General features: G+C 57.4%; 13 protein-coding genes. 2 read left to right on the forward strand and 11 right to left on the reverse strand.

The annotated features are described in order from the left end of the window. Positions 1–2 precede the first annotated feature (2 nt). Positions 3–1,289, reverse strand: coding sequence for a folylpolyglutamate synthase/dihydrofolate synthase family protein (locus B1C80_RS23055; protein WP_077923585.1), 1,287 nt, complete (start codon positions 1,287–1,289; stop codon positions 3–5). Next, positions 1,290–2,231 carry a hypothetical protein gene (locus B1C80_RS23060; RefSeq protein ID WP_077923586.1) on the reverse strand — a complete coding sequence of 314 codons (942 nt, stop codon included), beginning with the start codon at positions 2,229–2,231 and terminating at the stop codon, positions 1,290–1,292. It abuts the gene before it with no gap. Between the two features lie 214 nt (positions 2,232–2,445). Here B1C80_RS23060 and menD point away from each other — a divergent pair, with 214 nt between their 5' ends. Further along, positions 2,446–4,185 carry a 2-succinyl-5-enolpyruvyl-6-hydroxy-3-cyclohexene-1-carboxylic-acid synthase gene (gene menD / locus B1C80_RS23065; protein ID WP_077923612.1) on the forward strand — a complete coding sequence of 580 codons (1,740 nt, stop codon included), beginning with the start codon at positions 2,446–2,448 and terminating at the stop codon, positions 4,183–4,185. A 10-nt stretch (positions 4,186–4,195) separates the two neighbouring features. Here menD and B1C80_RS23070 read toward each other — a convergent pair whose 3' ends face one another. Then, positions 4,196–6,241: a putative porin gene (locus B1C80_RS23070; protein WP_077923613.1), complete on the reverse strand. Its 2,046-nt coding sequence runs from the start codon at positions 6,239–6,241 to the stop codon at positions 4,196–4,198. Between the two features lie 51 nt (positions 6,242–6,292). Further along, complete coding sequence (lpxK, locus tag B1C80_RS23075; RefSeq protein WP_236648901.1) at positions 6,293–7,357, reverse strand: tetraacyldisaccharide 4'-kinase; 1,065 nt, start codon at positions 7,355–7,357, stop codon at positions 6,293–6,295. An 86-nt stretch (positions 7,358–7,443) separates the two neighbouring features. Here lpxK and B1C80_RS23080 point away from each other — a divergent pair, with 86 nt between their 5' ends. Further along, the gene (locus B1C80_RS23080) at positions 7,444–8,529 is read left to right on the forward strand and encodes an o-succinylbenzoate synthase (protein WP_077923588.1); all 1,086 of its coding nucleotides are present in this window, start codon (positions 7,444–7,446) and stop codon (positions 8,527–8,529) included. 71 nt (positions 8,530–8,600) lie between these two features. Here B1C80_RS23080 and hemF read toward each other — a convergent pair whose 3' ends face one another. The 7 genes from hemF to B1C80_RS23115 all read right to left on the reverse strand — a co-directional run bounded on the left by hemF (position 8,601) and on the right by B1C80_RS23115 (position 18,165). Beyond that, entirely contained in the window at positions 8,601–9,527 is a 927-nt protein-coding gene (gene hemF / locus B1C80_RS23085) for an oxygen-dependent coproporphyrinogen oxidase (protein WP_077923589.1), read from the reverse strand. A 52-nt stretch (positions 9,528–9,579) separates the two neighbouring features. Beyond that, positions 9,580–10,206, reverse strand: coding sequence for a helix-turn-helix domain-containing protein (locus tag B1C80_RS23090; RefSeq protein WP_077923590.1), 627 nt, complete (start codon positions 10,204–10,206; stop codon positions 9,580–9,582). Between the two features lie 105 nt (positions 10,207–10,311). Further along, entirely contained in the window at positions 10,312–13,455 is a 3,144-nt protein-coding gene (locus tag B1C80_RS23095; RefSeq protein WP_077923591.1) for an efflux RND transporter permease subunit, read from the reverse strand. 3 nt (positions 13,456–13,458) lie between these two features. Beyond that, positions 13,459–14,544: an efflux RND transporter periplasmic adaptor subunit gene (locus tag B1C80_RS23100; protein ID WP_077923592.1), complete on the reverse strand. Its 1,086-nt coding sequence runs from the start codon at positions 14,542–14,544 to the stop codon at positions 13,459–13,461. 1 nt (position 14,545) lies between these two features. Continuing rightward, complete coding sequence (locus B1C80_RS23105) at positions 14,546–15,805, reverse strand: TolC family protein (RefSeq protein ID WP_077923593.1); 1,260 nt, start codon at positions 15,803–15,805, stop codon at positions 14,546–14,548. 77 nt (positions 15,806–15,882) lie between these two features. Next, positions 15,883–17,259 (reverse strand): cell wall metabolism sensor histidine kinase WalK, encoded by a 1,377-nt coding sequence (locus tag B1C80_RS23110; protein WP_077923594.1) that lies wholly within the window; start codon positions 17,257–17,259, stop codon positions 15,883–15,885. 222 nt (positions 17,260–17,481) lie between these two features. Then, positions 17,482–18,165, reverse strand: coding sequence for a response regulator transcription factor (locus tag B1C80_RS23115; RefSeq protein WP_077923595.1), 684 nt, complete (start codon positions 18,163–18,165; stop codon positions 17,482–17,484). Positions 18,166–18,220: the final 55 nt, after the last annotated feature.

Genomic DNA, 18,220 nt, shown 5'->3' on the forward strand with positions numbered 1-18,220 from the left:
GGTTATAAATTGATTAATTCAGCAACGACATAATTGCTGCCTGTGATAAGAATGACATCATTGCCCTGAGCATCCTGCCGGGCAGCATCCAGTGCAACGTTTACATCTGAATACACCTCACCAAACCGGGCTACCTCTGCCGCTTCGGCCTGAAGCAATAGAGCTGGCAGGGAACGGGGAGATGATGCCTGACAAAAATAATAGACTGCCGACGAGGGCAGGGTTAGCAGTAAAGACGATGCGGCTTTATCGGCTACCACGCCCATCACAATCCGCAACGTGTCGAAAGACAGGGACGCAACGGTCTCCATCAATGCCTCCAGCCCCGGTTTGTTATGAGCCGTATCGACGTAGACACGGGGCTCGTCACTAAGCAGTTGAAACCGTCCCTTGAGTCCGGTCAGGGTAACAACCTCCCGTACCCCCCGCTGAAGCGCTTCCTTACTAACGGGCCAGATGGGTTGCAACATTTCGACCGTTGCCAGAACCGCTGCCAGGTTGTAACGCTGGTAGCCACCTGTCAGCCCCAGTTCGAACAGGCTGTCTGATTCACCAGCCTGGCTAACCAATACCTGACGGAACCCCCTAAACAGTCCCCGGTCCTGAACTCGGACCTGTTGATCCGCGAAGGTAATGGGAGCAACTTCCTGGGTGGCTTTGGCCCTGAAGACCGGTTCGGTTTCGGGATGGGTCTCGCCGATGATCACCGGAATGCCAGCCTTGATGATGCCGGCCTTTTCGGCAGCAATAGCAGGCAGGGTATCCCCCAGGATGTCCATATGGTCGAACCCGATGTTGGTAATCACCGATGCGGCCGGGGTAATAACGTTAGTAGAATCAAGCCGACCACCCAGCCCCACTTCGATCACCGCCACATCAACCTCCTGAAACGCAAAATACAGAAAGGCCAGGGCCACCGTAACCTCGAAAAAAGACGGTTCGATCGATTCAATCAGGGCTTGTTGACTGGTGACGAAATCCGCCACATCCTCTTCGTCGATGGGCTGACCGTTAATCCGAATCCGTTCGGTGAACGAGTGAAGATGGGGCGACGTATACAAACCCACCCGGTAGCCGGCGGCCTGGTACACGGCCGCCAGCATATGAGCGGTGCTCCCCTTGCCATTGGTACCACCCACGTGAATACTCTTGAATTTATGCTGTGGGTCGCCCAGAGCCGCACAAAGCCGCAGGGTATTGGTAAGACCAGGTTTAATCGCTTTGGGACCGATCCGGTGATAAACAGGGAGCCGACTGTAGAGGTAGTCGAGTGCTTCCGAATACTGCATTTACTTGGAGGTAATAATAAAGGTAATGGTACCGGTGGCTGTTGGGGGGGTGGCGCCACCTTTTGGCCGGAGTCTGAGCCGTTGTACCGCTTTCCGATACACATCAACCACCGACGGACTCACCGTGGTCTGTAGCGTACGCACGTTGATGATCTCCCCCCCGCTATCGACTTTGATCTGGAAAATAATTTTACCGGTTTCATCAGAATCGTCGTTCACGCTGGGGCGCGAAGCCAGTGACCAGCCGGATACATCGAAAGCGACACCGGACGAGGCTCCACCGGGGGTACCATAAAATTCTTTGGCGTCGATTTTACCGTTGGGATTTCCCTTGTCCCCGACTCCACTCGCGTCGTCTCCGTTGCTGTTCCCGCCGGTGCCGGATGCTTTCCCCACAGTGCCGTTGGATCCACCGCCCCCCGATGATTTTTTGAATAGAGCATCGTTATTGACGGTCTCTACCTTGCGGGCGGGCGCGGGCGGGGCCGGCCGTTCTACCGGAGCGGTGGGCCGGGGCGCTTCAGTCCGCTTCGGTTCCGGACGCTCGGGGGTTGTTACGGGGCTTTCTGCCTTGCTGGCGATGATGGGTTTTTCGGTAGCTACTTTGGCCGGTTTGACATCCTCTATTTTCGGACTTGGGGTAACCCGCGTACGCTCAACCCGGGGGGTGGTGTTGACTTTGGGGTTCGGTCGATTTTCGGATGGTTTTACGTCTACCGGATTCGGCGAGTCAGAGGGTTTATTGTAGGTCTGTATCTTTCCACTCCCGCGGGCATCGGTTCCGAAGTTCACCTCCACAAACTGGATGGGTGGCGGGTTAGGCACCGTCTGAGACAGGCTCACGAGAAACAGGATCACCAGCAACAGCACGTTGATGACCAGGGCACCGGCGAACGACTTCAGCCGGATTTCATTTTCGTTATCGTAGGTAAGGCGGCTCATACGGCACAGACTAAAATACGGTAGAATAACGCGGATTCGACCGGCTTCGTTTATTTATCAAAAAAGGACCGGGGTCTTTTTCCGCTTTTATTGGCAAAGTAACGGAAATTCAGCGATACTGCCGGGACAACTGCCCGGGCTCATTGGTTTAGACAGTATGTTTGCATACCGGCTTCCGGGCCCTTTTTTCCCATTTCTCTGTCTGTTTTTAGCCATGCCCATTCTCCAGCCCATCGTTAACATGGCGGAACTCCTCCACCAGAAAGGCATCACCGACGTCCTGGTATCGCCGGGTTCCCGATCGGCTCCCCTGACGCTGGCCGTTGTTCGACACCCGGCCCTTCGGGTACGGGTCATGGCCGATGAACGGGCCGCGGGGTTTGTGGCACTGGGCATAGCGCAGCAAACGGGCCGACCAGTGGCGGTAATCTGTACGTCGGGGAGCGCGGTGTATAATCTGGCTCCGGCGGTTGTGGAAGCATTTTTCCAACAAATACCCCTCCTGCTGCTCACCGCCGACCGCCCCCACGAATGGCTTCATCAGCAGGATGGACAAACGATCCACCAACCCGGCCTCTTCGGACATCACGTCAAGCGGAGTTATGATCTGCCCGCCGACTACACCCATGCCGACAGCCGCTGGTTCATTGAGCGGTCGGTCAACGAAGCCATTGACCTCGCCCAATTTTCGCCGGCCGGACCGGTCCATATCAACGTCCCGCTGCGCGAACCGTTCTACCCCACCGCCGGGGAGTCATTTACCGCTGGCCCCGTTCGGACCATCGATACCCTCCGGGCAGAACCAGGATTGCCCACCGACAGCTGGCACCGGTTACTGCAGGAATGGGATCGTCATGACCGGATTCTGATAGCGGTTGGCCAGCTGCCACCCAATCCGGCCCTTCGGCATATGCTGGCGAAGATCAGCGAAGAGTTCGGCGTGCCGGTCGTGGGCGAGATTATCAGTAACCTGGCCGATAATGGCCTGTTCATTACCCATACGGATACACTTCTGGCGAATCTGAACGAGTCGGTAGCGGAAACCCTGCAACCCGACCTGCTGATTACGATCGGCAACTCGTTTCTGACCCGAAACATGAAGACATTCTTTCGGCGTTACCCCGCCCGGCATCACTGGCATATCGACCCGGTGCTCGATCGGATCAACGACTCGTTCCAGAGTTTGACCACGCGCGTGCAGGCTTCCCCCCTCGCGTTCTTTGAAAAGCTGTTCGGTGATCTCGATTACCAGCGGTTTCTGCAGGGCGACGATGATGATGAGTCAACAACGTTCTTACAGACCTGGCAGGCGGCCGATCGGCGGGCGGCTCAGCTGGTTTTCCGTTCCCTTCGTCAGCCCGAGGACAGGCTAACCGACTGGCAGGCCACCCAACACGTGCTGGCGAATCTGCCCGAGGGATCTGTCCTGCACCTGGCGAATAGCATGCCCGTCCGGTACGCCAACCTGTGCGGCCTTAGCGAGCAGCAACAGATAGACGTCTGGGCCAACCGGGGCGTAAGCGGTATCGATGGTTGCCTCAGCACGGCCGTGGGGGCAGCCCTGGCTACGGACAAACTGGTTACCCTGCTGATTGGCGACGTCGCTTTTTTCTACGACCGGAACGGATTATGGTCAGCCCCCGTACCGCCCAACTTACGCATAGTCCTCCTCAACAACGACGCCGGGCATATTTTCCGGATCATCGATGGCCCCGGTCAGCAACCCGAACTGGAACCTTATTTTGAGACCCCCCATGGCTACACCGCCCGTCGCACCGCCGAAGATGCGGGGGTGACCTACCAAATCTGCCGGACGGCTACCGAACTCACCTCGCTCCTGCCCGACTTCCTTCAGCCGGGCACGCAGGCTAAGCTACTGGAAATCTCAACCGATAAGCTGGTAAACCAGCAGCAGTTCGAGGCCTACCGGGCCACCCTGCGCCAGGCTGACTAAACGGTCATGGCTAGTCGAACAGGTACCAGTCGACACCGAATGCAAAGCCCCGGCGCATCTGCAAAAAATCGGGGGCCACAAAATACCCATCTCCCTGCAGCAACCCCTGGTTGGCATGGGTCAGCTTGATGAACAGGCGGGTTCGGTTTACCCGCAGATTGGCATAGACGTCGGCCAGCAGGTACCCTTCTACCCGCTGGCGGTTCTGTAGATAAAACTGCTGGGTAACCGGCATGTACGCATCGGCGAAATAAGCCGACTTGTAATGCAGGTCGATGCCCGTCTGGATGTAGAGCACTTTGGCGTACAGAAATTCGTACTGAAGCCGCGCGTTCAGGAATACCGGGGGTGTCCGCAGAATATCGGATCGGGATTGTACCGTATAATAGGCCTGCCCTGAAGTCAGGAACTTACCGACCTGCAGCGAGTAGCCCAGCCCCGTCCGTAACACACTAAACGACCCGCTGGCCTGCCGGGCTATCCCCTCGGTATCGAAGTAGATGTAGTTACTCAGCAGCATATAATCGAGGCCCGGTTGCAGACGGAGCTTTTTGTACTGCAGATTCAGCTGTCCGTAAGCGTGGTTGTAGCCCCGGAGCCGGAAATTATTCCGCCAGAAATAAACCGGACTTTGAAACCGCTCCTGCAACAGGGTTGGCTGAACGAGCATGGCCGTGTACCCACCCGTCAGCAATCGACTCTCAAATTGCCCCTGAAGCCGGAAGCCGCCCCCGACCTGGTACTCGGCTTCTGCCGTTAGCCGGGATAAACTATCGGGGAAATAATAGCCCAGCCAGCCACCCAGGAAGGTTTCGACCCGGCGGGTTTCGTATTCGTTGTAGGCCGTCTCGGCGGTATTATACCGGGTATACTGGCCATAAATACGGCTACGCAGGTAGGCCCGGTAGTTAAACGACGACTCGCCCAGCTGGTAAACGCCTTTGAGCCCCACCTGATTCTCCAGCTGCCGGAACCGCGCGTCCTGCTCGATCCGGGTCGTATCGCCCAGGTTCACCAGGTTGGGGTTGTTCAGTCCGGTCGGGTAAAAACCGGGCAGGGTCCCGATGGGGGTTTCGACCGGGGTCTGGTTCTGCAGGACGGCATCGTCCTGGAAGTAGTTTTTCTGCCGCCGGTAATCGAGCCGGTGATACAACTGAACCCCCTGGTCCAGTACAAACTGCTGATAGATGTGCCAGTCATTACGAATCTCACGCCCGAATACCGACGTCAATCGGGGATCGCCGTCGTAATTGATCAAATTGACTACGGTACTGCCATCGCTGGTGAGCGTTTCGCCCGGCAACACCCCGCCCTGCTCGGCCAGTTCATGGTTCATGTTGATGAAATGCAGCAGCAGCGTGTATTTATCGTTTGAGGAGGTATAGTTGGTATGGCCCAGAAACCCCCAGTTCTGAGCCAGTAGCCGATCCGACGAGTTACTCGAGTTGAGTATCCCCCCAAACTGTTTCTGCGATGTGAACCGCTGTACCGCAAAACCGGCGTTGAGCCGGGGGTTGATGTTCTGGGTAAAATCAAACCGCAGGATATTCTGGTTACGCCCACCCAGCGCCAGGTACATATCCGAGAATGGCGATTTGGTGTTGAAATATTTGACGGCCATCGTCTGGTAAGCGTAGGGCGCAAAGACCGAATAGCCTGTCTGCGCACCCAGCTGCGCCGGTAGGGTCACAAAGACCGGCCGCATGGGCGTACCCAGATTACCCAGGTCCTGGTATAGATTCTGGTTGCGCTGAACGTACAGAAACCGGTGTACGTCATCCATGGTCGTGTCGACGGTATAGAGTTTTTTCCGGTTGTTCAGGATGTCGTCTTCCAGCCTGTAGCGGGTCGACTTGGGTCCGTAAATAACCTTGGTCGAGTCATCGATCCCGCTGGCCGAGGACCCGGACCCGGAGGTGAACGAGCCGGGGCGTCCGGTTTGTCCGCCGAAGCCGCCAAAACTACCAGGGAGCTGCCCGCCACCCGGAAACTGCTGCGCCCGGCTCAGCACCGACACCGATAAAGCGAGGCATATAAGAAAAACACGTTGATTCATTCGCTCAAAAATACGCCAAAAGTGCAGAGCCTTCAGGTCAGCTGGCATTCGTTATGGATTTTTAAGGATTTGCTCGTTTAAAAACTGATCGAACTGCCGGTCGCTCCCGTCGAGCAGCTGCGTACCGACGGGCAGATAGTATAGGGGCCACTGGGCCCGTTCGGCGGGGGTCAGTAGCGCATCCAGCTTGACCCAGTCTTTTTCCGTCGTCAGCACCGATGCACCAGCGGGCAACTCAGCCATCACCCGCTCCAGGTCAGCCCGCGTATAGGCATAGTGGTCCGCGTACCGGCGGTGGCTCAGCAGGGTATACTCAGTTCGTACGTACTCGTCCAGCGGGTCGGCGTTGGCCAGGCCTGACACCAGCACCACGGGCCCGGTCAGCGCCGGGCTCGTCGACCCGGAGAAGGGAACAGGCCGTTGGTAGGCCAGACCGGCGAAAAAGACCGGCACGTCTGGCCGCGCATACTGACGGATCAGACCGGCTATGCGGTGCTGCTCGGTGGCTGGCAGAGCCACCGGACATTTGGTGACGATGACCGCATCGGCCCGACGGGCGCCCTGCCGCCGTTCCCGCAACCGCCCCGCCGGAAAGGGATGATCGGCCACGAACAGGCGGGCAAAATCGGTGAGGAGCAGGTTCACATCCGGCTGAACGGCCCGGTGCTGAAAAGCATCGTCGAGTATAATGAGCCGGGTGTTTGGGTAGATCCGCTCGATCGTCTGGATGGCATCGGCCCGGCGTTCACCCACGCATACGCGAACCTGCCGGCCAAATTTCCGGTACACCTGCAGCGGTTCGTCGCCCAGCGTAGTGGCTGTATCGTCAGGACCGGCCACCCGAAATCCGCTTGTTTTGCGGCCATACCCCCGGCTCAATGTAACCGCCTGATACGCATCTGCACCGCCTTTGTTTAGATACCATTTAATCAAAAACTCGACCATTGGGGTTTTACCCGTTCCGCCAACGGTCAAATTCCCGACACTTACCGTACGGATAGAAGCCCTATAGACTTCCTTTAACTGGTTGTTAAATAACCAATTACGCAAGTCGATCACTAAACCGTAAAGACCACTGAGTGGCAGCAGTAACCGATTTATGGCTGTAGGCTTCACTAATAATTTCGTAATATTGCCTTTTTGGAGCAGTCAAAAGTAGTACTTTTAGGACTGATAACACCCGCCCTGACTATCCTGATACAATGAGTTTGAGAGCCGACTACCTGAAATATACGTTGCATTTTCGCTTCGAAGCGGGTACGTCGCGTGGCAGCCTGACCGAAAAAACCTCCTACCTCATCCGGCTTCTCGACGATACAGACAGCTCGGTAGTCGGTTACGGGGAATGCGGGCCACTAAAGGGCTTGAGCTATGATGACCGGCCTGATTTCGAGGCCCATCTGCAGCAGTACTGCCAGGAGTTCAACGACCTTGACCTGCAGCTTTTCAACTGGAATGTCCCTATCGTTCTCAACCAGGTCATCAGCCCCCGCTTTCCCAGCATCCTGTTTGGCTTTGAAACGGCCATGCTCGACTTTCTGGCGGGCGGACGGCGGCTTCTGTTCGAGTCTGAATTTACCCAGGGCCACCGCGACATTCCCATCAACGGGCTGATCTGGATGGGGAACCAGGCGTTCATGAAGGAGCAGATCGAAGACAAACTGCGAACCGGCTTTACAACCCTCAAACTGAAGATTGGGGCTATCGACTTCGAGCAGGAATGTGATCTGCTGGCCATGATCCGGGATCGGTTCAGCCCCGAACAGATCAGCCTGCGCGTGGATGCCAACGGCGCTTTCCGGGCCGAAGAGGCTATGCAGAAACTGGAACGACTGGCCCAGTACCAGCTGCATTCCATTGAACAACCCATCGGAGCCGGACAGGCGGAGCAGATGGCCGAGCTGTGCCGCCACACGCCCGTTCCCATTGCCCTCGACGAAGAACTGATCGGGCAGATGGAATACGTGCATAAATTCAGACTGCTGAAAAAAATTCAGCCCCAGTACATTATCCTGAAACCGACCTTGCTGGGCGGCCTCCGTCACTGCGACGAGTGGATTGAGCTGGCGGGACGGCTCAACGTAGGCTGGTGGATCACCTCGGCCCTGGAATCGAATATCGGCCTCAATGCCATTGCGCAATACACAGCGCAGTTCAAAAACGGCCTGCCCCACGGCCTCGGTACCGGCCAGCTGTACCATAACAACGTAGACAGCCCGCTCCGGATCGAGCACGGACAGCTCCATTTCGACCCCACCCACCCCTGGGACCTGACAGCCGCGTTTTAGTGATGAGCGATGAATGATCAGTTATCGGTAATATGAATAACACGCATCGCTCATCACTACTCGCTCATCACTCACCACGTTACGCCTTTGCGGAGCCAGCTTAGGGTTTCGGCTTCCGGGCTGTTGGGCTCGGGTTTGAAATCGTATACCCAGTTAGCCTGGGGCGGCATGCTCATCAGGATGGATTCAGTTCGGCCGTTGGTTTCGAGTCCGAATTTGGTGCCCCGATCCCAGACCAGGTTGAACTCGACGTACCGCCCCCGGCGCAGCTGCTGCCATTGCTTTTCGCGATCTCCGTACGGCAGGCCCTGGTTTTTTCGCATAAAGTGGGTGTAGATCGGCGCGAAGGCATTGCCCACGGCCTGCACAAAGGCAAACAGATCCGCTTTATGGCTGTCGTTTTCGGGCTTCAGGTAATCGAAGAAGATGCCGCCAATACCGCGAGTCTCCTGCCGATGCGGGAGAAAGAAATAGTCATCGGCCCAGGGCTTGAATCGGGCGTGATAGCCCGGATCATGCTGGTCGCATACCTGCCGCAGCGCGTCGTGAAACCAGCGGGCATCGTCAGGTACTACGTAATGCGGGGTTAGGTCGATACCGCCCCCGAACCAGTTGTGGCCCGTACTCATTTCAAAATACCGAACGTTCATGTGAATGATCGGCACCATGGGGCTGCGGGGGTGCAGCACGATAGACACCCCGGTCGCGTAAAACGTGGGGGGTGATGCGGGCGCGTCGGCCCCGGTTAGCCTGAGCGAACTGAGGGTAGCTTCGGTGGCTTCGCCATGAACGGCCGAAAACCCAACGCCCCCTTTCTCAATGATCGTTCCGTCGGTCAGGATGCGCGAGCGACCTCCTCCTCCACCGGGTCGCTCCCAGTTGTCCTGCCGAAACCGGCCACTGCCGTCGGCCTCTTCCAGCGCCTGGCAGATGCGGTCCTGTAAATCCTGAAAAAAAGCGGTAATCGTTTCTTTGGTAATGGGTGCCTGTGTTGTCATAACGGCGTAAAGTTCGCAAATCCCGGCCAGCTTCCCTGCACGTCGGCCCGGCCTACTCGGCCAGTTTCAGCGCGTACCGAACGGGCCGCTGTTTGTTGAGTAACAGCAACAGCCCCTGTTCGGCCAGTTGGCGCAGTTGTTTACCCGCCCTGTATTCCGATACGTTGATCAGTCTGGCGTATTTATCGGCTGTAATGTCCTCATTCCGACGCAGGTACTGAATCAGCGCCCGAACGGTGGGCGTCTGTACATTGGGCGAACCCGTGCCGCCGGGGGTTATGATAAGCCGACTGGTTGGCATCGATTTATCCTTGGCCCGGACGTAGATGGTTCGCTTACCGGCTTCATCCACCGCGAAATGTGGCTTTTCCGTGCTCTCCGCCACATGGATTACCAGCACCCGCCGACCATCGGGGGCCAGGGTTTCGTAACTGATTTCCAGCGGAGGTTCAACAAACTGGTCGGTAGCCTCTTCGATCTTTCGCATCTCCCGCAACTCCGACGGCACCCCTACAATACGGCCATCGTCGGTTACCCCGATCAGCAGGGTACCTCCGGCCGTATTGGCAAAGGCCGTCAGCGTGCGGGCTATGCGGTGCGCTGAGGATAGGCTGCGTTTAAATTCAAGTCGAACGTTTTCGCCCTGACCAATCAGTTCGTCGAGTTCAGTACGGGTCATGCCTTAGTAACAAATAAGCCGATCAAATGGCTCAAGTTACAACCTGGTTAAGCGCCAAACCAGTCTATTTTATTCCCTGTCCCGATCGCGTCCGTTCCGTGGTCGCTAGGCAACAGCCAGCGGTTCGTCGGTCTGGCGGTGGCGGGTTGGCTGCCGATGGTTGAACAACCGGTAAATAATCGGAAAGACCAGCAGCGTCAGGATCGTTGCGGTAATCAATCCACCAATCACCACAATGGCAAGCGGTTTCTGGGTCTCCGAACCGATCCCCGTCGATACGGCGGCCGGCAACAGGCCAATAGCCGCCATGAGGGCGGTCATGATAACGGGCCGCACCCGCGAGGCAACCCCCTCGCGAATGGCCTGGTCGAGCGGCATTCGGTTGCGTCGGTTGTTGGTGAACACGCTGACCAGTATCACCCCGTTCTGGATACAGATGCCAAACAGGGCGATAAAGCCGACCCCCGCCGAGATCCCGAAATTCATACCCGTCACATGCAGCGCCAAAATCCCGCCAATCAGCGCAAAGGGCACATTGACCAGCACCAGCCCGGCGTCTTTGGCATTGCCGAACAGCATGAACAGGATAACGAAGATGGCGACCAGACAGATCGGCACGACCTGACCCAGCCGGTCGGTGGCCCGCACCTGGTTCTCGAATTCGCCTACCCAGGCAACCGAATACCCTTTGGCGGGCCGGAGCGTCTCGTTCAGCCGGCGCTGGGCTTCGGCAATGGTGCTTCCCAGGTCACGGCCGCGTACCGAAAACTTAACCCCGATAAAGCGTTTGTTCAGATCCCGGTAGATGAAGGCCGGACCGGTTATCTGCCGGATGGTGGCAATCTCTTTGAGGGGAATCTTACCACCGCTCATCGTCGGCACCATCAGCCGCATGATATCATCCTCGTTTTTTCGGAATTCGGGCTGGTACCGCACCCGGATTTCGAACTTACGTTCGCCTTCGTAAAGCTCAGATGCCGTTTTTCCGCCGATGGCCATTTCGATAACTGCCTGCGCGTCGGCCGTAGACACCCCCAGCAGCGCCATTTTATGATCATGCAGCATAACGCTCAGCTCCGGCTGACCCACGTTTCGAATGATTCCCAGGTCCTTAATTCCCTCTACCCCTCTGACCGCTTCGACCGCCTGATTGGCGTATTTTTCCAGCTCGTACACGTCCAGTCCAAAAATCTTGATCCCGTTGCTGGCTTTGTACCCCGCCACGGCCTCCGCCACGTTGTCGATGATCGGCTGTGAGTAGTTGTACAGTACCCCGGCATAGTTTTTCAGCCGGCTATCCATCTCGTCGGTGAGTTGCTCGTCGGTAAGCGCACGCCCGTCGTGGCGTTTGGGCCAGTCCGCTTTCGGCTTCAGGTCGACCTGAAACTGGCAGAAGTAGAACCCGTTAGGGTCCGTACCGTCGTTGGAACGGCCCACCTGCGAGAGTACCTGCTTCACCTCCGGGAAGGCGCCCAGGTCTTTACGAATGGTTTTGGCCATATCGACGCTTTCGGGCAGCGACATACTCATGGGTAGCTCGGCCGTGACCCAGAGCGCGCCCTCGTTCAGCTGGGGCAGAAACTCGGTACCCAGCAACGAAGCCGAAAAGAAAGTAGCCATCATGAAGCACAACGCACCCACCAGACTCAGTCGACGGTGCCGGTAACACCAGCCAAAACCCGCCATCACGATCCGGTCGAAGAAGCTGACGAGCGGGTTTTTACGCTCCCGGACGTTTTTCTTGAGCAACATCGAACACAGCACCGGCACCAGTGTCAGCGTAAACAGCAACGCGCCCAGCAGGGCAAACCCCAGGGTCCAGGCCAGGGGCGAAAACATTTTACCTTCCACCTTCTCGAACGAAAAAATGGGCAGCAAAGCGGTGATGATGATCAGCTTCGAAAAAAATACGGCCTTGCCCAATTCGCCCCCCGTTTTCCGGATCAGTCCCAGCTTGGCCATGCGGTTGAAGCGGGCCATGCCAACCCGATGGGCCAGGTGATCGAGGGACACGAAGATACCCTCCACCATCACCACCGCCCCGTCGACGATAATCCCGAAGTCGACGGCACCCATCGACAACAGGTTGGCCGACATGCCCCGTAACTTCAGACACAGAAAAGCAAACAGCAGCGCCAGCGGAATGATGATCGACACGATCAGGGTGGTGCGCCAGTCGGCCATGAACAGGAAGACAATGACCGTTACCAGTACAATACCTTCTGTGAGGTTGTGCAGCACCGTTTCCGTACAGAACGCGATCAGGTTGTCGCGGTCGTAAAACGTGACCAGCTTCACGTCGGCCGGCAGGACCTGGGTGTTCAATTCTTCGATTTTATCTTTGACTCGCGTCAGTACCTCGCTGGGATTCTCCCCTTTGCGCATGACAATGATTCCTTCGACCACGTCGTCGTTGGTATTCAGCCCGACCTGACCCACGCGGGGCAGCTGCGATTCGGCTACGTCGGCCACGTTCCTCACCAGCACCGGGTTGCCCCCTACTTCTTCGATCAGAATGTTTTCGATGTCCTGAATCGATGTCAGCAGCCCGATGCCCCGCACCACATAGGCCTGCCCGTTTCGCTCGATGACATCTCCCCCCACGTTGATGTTGCTGCGGGTAACGGCCTGGTAAACGTCGAGCGGGGTGATGTCGTACTTGGCCAGCTGGGTAGGATTGACGCGCAGTTCGTACATCTTCTCCCGACCGCCAAACGCCACAATATCGGCTACCCCCGGCACGCTGCGCAGTTGCCGGTCAACGACCCAGTTCTGTAGGGTCAGTAACTCGCGGCTGTCGCGGTGGGGGCTTTCGAGGGTGTAACGGAATATCTCCCCCGTCGGTCCGTAGGGCGGCTGTACGTCTGGCTCGACCCCATCGGGCAGCGACACATTCCGCAGGAGGTTGTTCACTTGCTGCCGGGCAAAAAAGTCATCGACATCATCCTCGAAGATGATTTTCATGACCGACAACCCGAACATGGTGGTCGAGCGCACATTGGTTTTCCGCTGTACCGAGTTCATGGCCACCTCGATCGGAACCGTCACGAACCGCTCGACCTCCTCGGCCGAGCGTCCGTTCCATTCCGTTACCACGATGATCTGGGTGTTAGTTACGTCCGGAAACGCTTCCAGCGGGGTTTTCAGGTAACTGACAACCCCCGCTATAACCAGCACCGCCGTCATGAAAAAGACAAAAAAGCGGTTCTTCAGCGAGAAACCGACAATAGATCGAATGAAGCGGTTCATAGATTAGTCGTTGAGAGCATCGTATACCAGCAATTGATCCTTTGAAATGATGCGTTCACCCGGTTTCAGGCCTGTGCGGATATAAGCTAGTTTACCCAGCGACTTGTAGACATCAACCTCGCGGGTTTCCAGATCGGTGCGACTCCGAAACACCATCACGTAGTGTTTCGAGCGGTCGAAGATGACCGAGCCGGCCGGGATCGCTGGCATCTGCATCCCGTCGTCGTAGCGGAGGGTAACCGTAGCGTGCATTTCGGGTTTCAGCTTCAGGGCGGGGTTTGGCAGCCGGATCCGGACGGTCAGGGCTTTGGTGCCGGGGTCGAGCACGGAATAGATTTTATCGACCTGGCCACTGAAGCGATCATCGGGGTAACTCAGGGTCTGCACGTCGGCCGTCATCCCCGTCCGGATTCTGGAGATATCCGATTCGTTGACATTGGCCAGTACCCATACGTCGCTGATCTGCCCGATGGTGAACAGATTATCGGCCTTATCGGAGCGGAGCTGCATGTCGCGGTTGACGTTTTTTTCAATGACGTAGCCGTCGATCGGCGCTTTAACCAGATAAGTCGATGTGTTGCCCAGCCCGTAGATCCGGAAGACCTCCCGCAGCCGATTCACTTCGGCTTTGGCTTTATCGACCTCTTTCTGGGCCGCCGTCACCTGGGGCTGCGCGGCCAGCTTACTCTCCAGCAGATCCTGAGCCACCAGCAGGTTCTTCTCGGCCAGCAGCAGATCCGACTGCGCCTGCAGCGACTGCCGTTCCAGGTCGGCCACCTCACCGGAGCGGATCACGGCCAGCGTCTGCCCTTTCCGGACATAGTCGCCCAGCTCGACCTTGACGTCCTCTACGTTACCACCCACCAGTGGGTACACCTTGATAACCCGGTTTTCGTCGGAGACGACCTTTCCGACCAGCGTCAACTCCGACCGAACCGGTTGTATCCGCACCGAGTCGAGCGCAATGCGGCTGAGCATGGTATCGGAGAGCATAAACGCGTTTGCCTCGTCGGGCGGGGATGCCGGCTGGCAGGCCAGGGTCGATGTCAGCAGCGCCAGGAGCCAGCCCGTTTGTGTCAGGTAGTTCATATCAGTTAAATAGATCAAGACCCAGGAGGTAATTCAGTTCTTCGTACGTGCTGACCCGATCCGCTTTCAGCCGATTCAGCTCCCGCAGGCTTTCGTTATAGGTTTCAATAAGGTCGACAAATTCGATCAGGGAGATATTGCCTTTCTGGAAGCTGAGCAGAACTCCTTTATTCAGTTCGTCGAACTGATTCGTGAACCGGCCGGTAACCGACTGCAGTTGCTGTTCTACCGCGCGCACCTTCTGCAGGGAGGCCATCACCTCATTGCCGATCTGGATTACCCGCTGCCGTTCCAGCCCCTGCTGGTACCCGATCTGGGAGCGGGCCGCGGCAATAGCGCCCTGGTTTCGGTTGAAGACGGGGAGGTCGACCGATAGGCCGAGGCCGACGTAATGGGGGACGTAACTACCCGCCTGGTCGTAGGTGCCGCCCACCCGTACATCAGGCCGGGCCAGCGCCCGTTGTAAATTCAGGTTAAGTTCAGCCTGCCGGGTCAGGGAGTTGGCCACCCGCAGGTCGGGCCGGTGTTGCAGCGCCAGTTGCCGCAGCGAATCATCAGGCACCGTGGGCAGCCGGTACGTCGGGAGGCCTTCGTCAGAAACCATCGGCCGGATGGGTAGCTCGACCGACAGCAGCGTCTGGAGCACCCGCTGGTCATCGGCCAGCTGCAACTGGATCTCGGTCCGGTCGTTGCTGAGCTGGAACAAGAGCGCTTTCAGCCGGAGCACCTCCCGCAGCGATACATTATTGCGGGTATATTCCCGCTCGTATCCGTCTACGGTGGTCTGCAGGGTCGCGAGCTGCTGCGTAAACCGGGCCAGCGTCTGGCGCGCAAAGTAGAGCCCGTAGAACCGGCTGCGCAGTTCGTAGCGGAGGCCGCGCAGCAGATCGAGCAGTTCCAGCTCGGTAAGCCGGGTGGCCTCGGTAGCCAGGGCAATCCGTTTGTTACGCTTCCCCGCCGTGTAGAGCAGTTGCTCGATGGTAACAATCGTCTGCCCCTGCGAACCAACGTCCAGCACCTTCCTCCGATCGGGATTGTAGGTGCTGATTTCAAACCCGACGGTTGGGTTATCGTACAGGCGGGCCTGAATCAGCTGTGCCTGGCTGGCATCGACCCGAAAGCGTTCGGCCAGCAGTAAGAGGTTGTTGGCCAGAAACAGACTGTCCGCCTGCCGCCGGGACAACACCAGCGAATCCTGAGCCCGGGCCCGGGTCAACAGCCCCGGCACTAACCCTAGAAAAAGAACTAAGAAAAACCGCATCACCAAAAACAGATAATCTGTCCGCAAAGGTCTGGACGATTACAGGGGTGATGCCGGGAAAAGCCTTTAGAATAAAATTAGATTTTGGTTACGCCGGGCAGCCAGACGCTGAAGGTACTGCCAGCGCCCGGTTGGCTATGGAGGCTGATAATACCCTGATGAAGCTCGACAATCTGGCGGCAGATCGCCAGCCCGATGCCAAAACCGGTATAAGGTATGGCACTTTCGGCCCGGTAGAAGGGGTCAAAAATACGCGTCTGCTCATCGGATGCTATGCCGATGCCGGTATCGGTCACGGTGAGCAGACACCCGTTATCATGCGCCACCAGACTGACCCGGGCCCGGTGATCGGCGGAGTATTTACAGGCGTTGTCGCACAGGTTCAGCACCACCCGCTGCAGCAGGGTCGCTTCGCCCAGCACCAGCAGATCGGCCTCGTTTTCGGGCAGGCTATCGTACTGAATAGCAACCGCGTAGTCCGGGCGAACCGCCAGCAGTTCATCCTGCGCTGCAAATACAACCTCGTCCAGCCGCACCGGGGTCAGCGTGGTTCGATCGGCCTGTTCAATGGTTCGGGCCAGAAAAAGCAGGCTGTTGGTAAGGGCTACCAGTCGGTCGGTATCCGTTTGCAGGTTCTGGAACGTCAGCTGATCGGCTTCGGCCTGTCGGGGGCGGTTGAGCCCCAGCTGAACTTCGAGTTTAAGGGCGGCCAGGGGTGTTCGGAGTTCGTGGCTGGCGTGGGAAACAAAGCTACGCTGCTGGTCGAAGGCTGACTCGAGCCGGTTCAGCACGGCGTTGAAGTTAGCCGCCAGCTGCTCGATCTCGTCCTGCTTCTTGCCTTCGTCGAGCCGCTGACGCAGGTTGCGGGCCGTTATGCTCTGGACCTGCTGGTTAATGTGCGCCACGGGCCGCAGCGCCCGACCCACGTAAATACGCCCCAGCCATACGGTTAGCCCCAACCCGCCCACCAGGCCCCAGAGCAGAGCCAGCCCCAGATTCTGCAGCTTACTTTGTCCGTACTGATCGTGGGCCGAAGCCAGCACCACAACCAGCTGATCGCCCCGCGGCACCGTGATGCCGATGAGTTCGTTGGCTCCGTTGTAGGTTTCGACCTCCCCCTCCTGCCGAACCTGTTCCAGCAACTCACGATTAAACGACACGGGATGATCATCGACACTACTGTACACCAGCCGGTTGTCATGATCAAACACCAGCACCTTTTCATCGATGAGAGCCGATATGGTATTCCGGTCAATGATTTTCAGCAGGGCCTGGTCGACCTCGTTTACTTCGATCAACAGGCGGGCGGTGGTGCGGGCTTTGCTCTTCAGCCGCTCGTAGAACTCCTCCCGCCGGTAGGTCGCCGAGGCTACATAAACGACCACCGAAAACACCACCAGGATGGTAGCGACGATGAGCGAGAACCGGATAAGAAGTCGATTACGGATGGTCATTGGTTGCAGGCTGACCAGCTGCCGGGCCAGTCTCCACGGAAGATCAGCAGATAATCCGACCGCCGATGAACCGGGTGGGGGTCAGCGAAAACCCTACTCAGTTCATCGGTCAGGGCGGTATTTATTGATGAAGCGGATACAAACTAAAGTCCGCCACCTTAGAAGAGCCTGAGTTTGCGCTTAGAAAAAACTTAGATTTTTACGGTCCTGGACAAGAACATCTTATCCTTCTTTTATCATGTACCCATAGCCAGAGCGGGTATGGATGAGTTTCGGCTCGAAGTTGCGGTCGATCTTCCGGCGGAGGTAGTTGATGTAGACCTCTACCACGTTGGTACCGGGGTCGAAATGCAGGTTCCAGACGCGTTCGGTGAGGTCTTTTTTGGATATGACCTGCCCGGGATGGCGCATCAGTTGCTCCAGCAGGTTAAACTCCTTGCTCGTCAGTTCGATAGACTGTCCGTGGCGGCTCACCTGCTTGGTGGCCGGATTGACAACCAGGTCCGCCACCTGCAGCACCTCCTGACCAACGGTCTCTTCCTGGCGGTCAAGCCGGCGAAAGCAGGCCGCTACCCGGGCGTTCAGTTCTCTCAGGTCAAAGGGCTTTACGATATAATCGTCGGCCCCGCGACTCAGTCCCAGCACTTTATCCTCTACTTCACCCAGGGCGGTCAGCATGAGTATGGGGAGAGCGGGTTTGGCCTGTCTAACGTCGTGGCAGATCGAGAACCCGCTGAGACCCGGCAGGTTGATATCCAGTATGAGCATATCGATCGGGTTCTGCAGGGCTGCTTCCCGACCCAGCTGACCATCGTACACCACCTCCGTTTCGTAGCCTTCACCCGATAACCCCTGGCTGATGGTCTGCGCAATCCGGCGGTCATCTTCAACGATTAAAATCTTCATGGCAGTAAACGGTTGAACCAGTCATGTCCATTCAATCCGACTACAAAGATAGATC

This window comes from Spirosoma sp. 209, from assembly GCF_002006735.1.
Classification (GTDB): Bacteria; Bacteroidota; Bacteroidia; order Cytophagales; family Spirosomataceae; genus Spirosoma; species Spirosoma sordidisoli.

Bases quoted from the DNA above. Each gene is read 5' to 3' on its own strand.
- B1C80_RS23070 (WP_077923613.1), bottom strand. From the start codon at position 6,241: ATGAATCAACGTGTTTTTCTTATATGCCTCGCTTTATCGGTGTCGGTG.
- B1C80_RS23110 (WP_077923594.1), bottom strand. From the start codon at position 17,259: ATGACCATCCGTAATCGACTTCTTATCCGGTTCTCGCTCATCGTCGCT.
- B1C80_RS23095 (WP_077923591.1), bottom strand. From the start codon at position 13,455: ATGAACCGCTTCATTCGATCTATTGTCGGTTTCTCGCTGAAGAACCGC.
- B1C80_RS23060 (WP_077923586.1), bottom strand. From the start codon at position 2,231: ATGAGCCGCCTTACCTACGATAACGAAAATGAAATCCGGCTGAAGTCG.
- hemF (WP_077923589.1), bottom strand. From the start codon at position 9,527: ATGACAACACAGGCACCCATTACCAAAGAAACGATTACCGCTTTTTTT.
- B1C80_RS23080 (WP_077923588.1), top strand. From the start codon at position 7,444: ATGAGTTTGAGAGCCGACTACCTGAAATATACGTTGCATTTTCGCTTC.
- B1C80_RS23105 (WP_077923593.1), bottom strand. From the start codon at position 15,805: ATGCGGTTTTTCTTAGTTCTTTTTCTAGGGTTAGTGCCGGGGCTGTTG.
- B1C80_RS23055 (WP_077923585.1), bottom strand. From the start codon at position 1,289: ATGCAGTATTCGGAAGCACTCGACTACCTCTACAGTCGGCTCCCTGTT.
- B1C80_RS23090 (WP_077923590.1), bottom strand. From the start codon at position 10,206: ATGACCCGTACTGAACTCGACGAACTGATTGGTCAGGGCGAAAACGTT.
- B1C80_RS23100 (WP_077923592.1), bottom strand. From the start codon at position 14,544: ATGAACTACCTGACACAAACGGGCTGGCTCCTGGCGCTGCTGACATCG.
- menD (WP_077923612.1), top strand. From the start codon at position 2,446: ATGCCCATTCTCCAGCCCATCGTTAACATGGCGGAACTCCTCCACCAG.
- B1C80_RS23115 (WP_077923595.1), bottom strand. From the start codon at position 18,165: ATGAAGATTTTAATCGTTGAAGATGACCGCCGGATTGCGCAGACCATC.